General features: G+C 65.7%; 2 protein-coding genes and 1 pseudogene. 1 reads left to right on the forward strand and 2 read right to left on the reverse strand.

Annotation, left to right across the window (positions count from 1 at the left end; all coding sequences use genetic code 11):
* Positions 1-45 precede the first annotated feature (45 nt).
* On the reverse strand, positions 46-1,272 hold the full coding sequence (locus tag ACEN88_RS29070) for a methyltransferase domain-containing protein (RefSeq protein ID WP_413345297.1): 1,227 nt from the start codon (positions 1,270-1,272) through the stop codon (positions 46-48).
* Positions 1,273-1,496: 224 nt separating this feature from the next.
* On the opposite strand from ACEN88_RS29070, the gene ACEN88_RS29075 reads away from it, so the two are divergent.
* Complete coding sequence (locus ACEN88_RS29075; protein WP_413345299.1) at positions 1,497-2,081, forward strand: GNAT family N-acetyltransferase; 585 nt, start codon at positions 1,497-1,499, stop codon at positions 2,079-2,081.
* Here the strand turns inward: ACEN88_RS29075 and ACEN88_RS29080 are convergent.
* A pseudogene (locus tag ACEN88_RS29080) lies at positions 2,082-2,566 on the reverse strand (UDP-N-acetylglucosamine-peptide N-acetylglucosaminyltransferase); the annotation flags it as partial.

The following is a 2,566-nucleotide window of genomic DNA, read 5'->3' on the forward strand; positions in this document are numbered from 1 at the left end:
CCGTCTCGTGGGCTCGGAGATGTGTATAAGACACCGGGGCCGTGGTCACCCATACCGGGCCGCCGTACGCGATCGTGGCCGGCGCGCCGGCTCGTCGCGCACCTCGGGCGAGCCGGTGGCCAGTTCGAAGCCGGTCTGGCGCAGCAGGTCGAGCAAGGTGGCGCGCGTGAACAGGCGCAGGTCGTGCGGGCGCACGGGCGTGTCGTCGCGGTAATGCAGGTCGCCGACGGCGAGCCGGGCCTGCACGCTCCAGTGCTGGGCGTTGCGCACCGAGACGACGACGCGGGTGCCCGGCGCGCTCCGGCGGCGGATGTCGCGCAGCAGGGCCCACGGATCGGGCAGGCTGGTCAGCACGTCGCCGAGAATCCAGCAATCGGCTCCGGCCGCGTAGGTGTCGAACTGCCTGGTCGGCTTCGTGATGTCCATGTTGAACACGAAATCGCAATGCGGACGTGCCTGGTCGGCCAGTTGCGGATCGAGTTCCACGCCGAGGTACTGGCAGATCGGATGGCGGGCGCGGTAGGCCTTGGCGAACAGGCCGTTGCCGCAGCCGACGTCGATCACCTTGGCGGCGTCGGTGGGCACGAAATGCAGCAGATAGGGATCGACGCTGCCGTCGGGCGCCGGCATGTCGTAGTGGTAGCCGCCGGTGCGCTTGACCGTACCCTGCCACGGGTGCTTGATGTAGTGCGGCGTCGTGCGGCCTTCGAAATCTTCGCGGACCCATTGCACGTGCTTGTACAGGTGGGCGTTGCCGCTGTGGTTCAGCGCCAGCATCGTCTGGATGTTCGGCGCGCCGTGCTTGATCGGCAGCGGCCATTGACGCATCACGTCCAGGTTGACCAGCATGCAGGCCGGGTGCAGGTAGTGGATGGGCCCGTCGTCAGGCTCGTCGTAGCCGCGCTCGTTGACGCGCTGGGTGCTGCCGACGCCCCACATGCCCGGCTCCAGCTCGGCCTGCAGGGTTTCGAGGAAGCCGTCCTTGACGATCTCGACGTCCGAATCGAGGAACAGCGCCTGGCCTTGCAGGTTCAGGTTGTGCACGGCCCAGGTCATGCCGGGACCGTGGTGGATGTTGTAGCCGAACGGGATGAACTCGACGTCCGGGAAACGTGCGGCGATGGCACCGATCTGCGTCGCGACCTCGGGACGCGAGCCGTCGATCACGTACACTTTGTTCGAATAGAACTGGCGGAAGGTGCGCAGCAGCGCCTCGATCAGGTCGGGCGAGTTGTACGACACCGTGATGACGGGAATTTGATTCGTTTGCATGGTGTGTTTCGAAGAGGCCGAACGTCGTCCTGCCGATCGCAAAGGAAGCGTAATCATACTCTGTTGACCTGTTTTCAGCGAAATTTTGTGGCCCGTGAGCAACCAATAGTTGGCACAATTTTGCGATTGGTTTTCAGAAGGGCAATTTGATTGCAACCATGTCATTCCTATGGCGATTGTTGTGTGTAATCATGCCTTCGTCCATCAAGTTCATACGGGGAGTCATGAGCGAACAACCAACCATCCAACCCGCCGCCCGCCTGGTCGGCAACAAGCTCGTGCTGCGCGAGGTCGAGGTCGCCGATGCGGCCTATATCCTGTCGTTGCGGCTCGATCCCAAAAAGGCGGCGTACCTGTCGGCGGTCGACGCCGACGTGGCCAGGCAGGCCGCCTGGATCGAGCGCTACAAGACGGACGGCAGCCAGGCTTATTTCATCATCTGCCTGAAGGACGAGGCGGGCGGTGCCGGCCAGCCGGTCGGCACCGTGCGGCTGTACAACGCCGTCGGCGACAGCTTTTCTTGGGGGAGCTGGATCGTCGCCGACGGTGCTCCTACCTATGTGGGGATCGAATCGGCGCTGATCGTCTACCGGTATGCGCTCGACCATCTCGGCTTTCGCAATGCGCATTTCGAGGTCCGCAAGGACAATCGCAGCGTGTGGACGTTCCACGAGCGCTTCGGCGCGCAACGGGTGGCGGAAGACGACGTCGAGTACCGGTTCGAACTGGCGCACGATGCCATCCTCGCGTCGATGGGGCGTTATGCCCGCTTCCTGCCGGACCCGATCGACGTCGTGCGGCTCGGCTGATCAGGCGGCGATGGCACGCACCAGGTATTGGTAGGGCAGGGCGTCCTGCACGGCCAGTTCAGGGTCGGCGCCGCTGGCCGCGGCCAGGGCGCGGATCGCGTCCAGCACCGCCGGCGGCGGCTGTTGCGCGTTCACCGTCGTCATGGCGATGAGCGTGAAGCCGTGTTCGGCCAGCAGCGCCGCGAGCGATGCGCGCGTGAGCAGGTGCAGGTTGCGCCGGTCCGGCATGTTGCCCGCGGCGAGCAGCGTCTGCAGCAGCCAGTGCTGGCCGTTGTTGACGCACGCGACCAGTTCCACCGGGCCGAGCGCCTGGCGGCGCAGGCGCGCAAGGAAGGCCCACGGGTCGCGCAGGCGTTCCAGCGTTTCCGGGAACAGCCAGCACTGGGCCGCGGCCAGCTGCTGCCAGTCGGCGTCGGTCAGTCGTTCGGCGTCGCGCTCGATGGCGGCGGTGCTCCAGTCGCCGGAGGCGCCGCCCACTTCGACGA

The sequence above is a fragment of the Massilia sp. CT11-108 genome (assembly GCF_047302915.1).
GTDB classification, from domain to species: Bacteria; Pseudomonadota; Gammaproteobacteria; order Burkholderiales; family Burkholderiaceae_D; genus Telluria; species Telluria orientalis.

Excerpts from the sequence above, each read along its gene's own strand:
- ACEN88_RS29070 (WP_413345297.1), bottom strand. The coding sequence starts at position 1,272 with ATGCAAACGAATCAAATTCCCGTCATCACGGTGTCGTACAACTCGCCC.
- ACEN88_RS29075 (WP_413345299.1), top strand. The coding sequence starts at position 1,497 with ATGAGCGAACAACCAACCATCCAACCCGCCGCCCGCCTGGTCGGCAAC.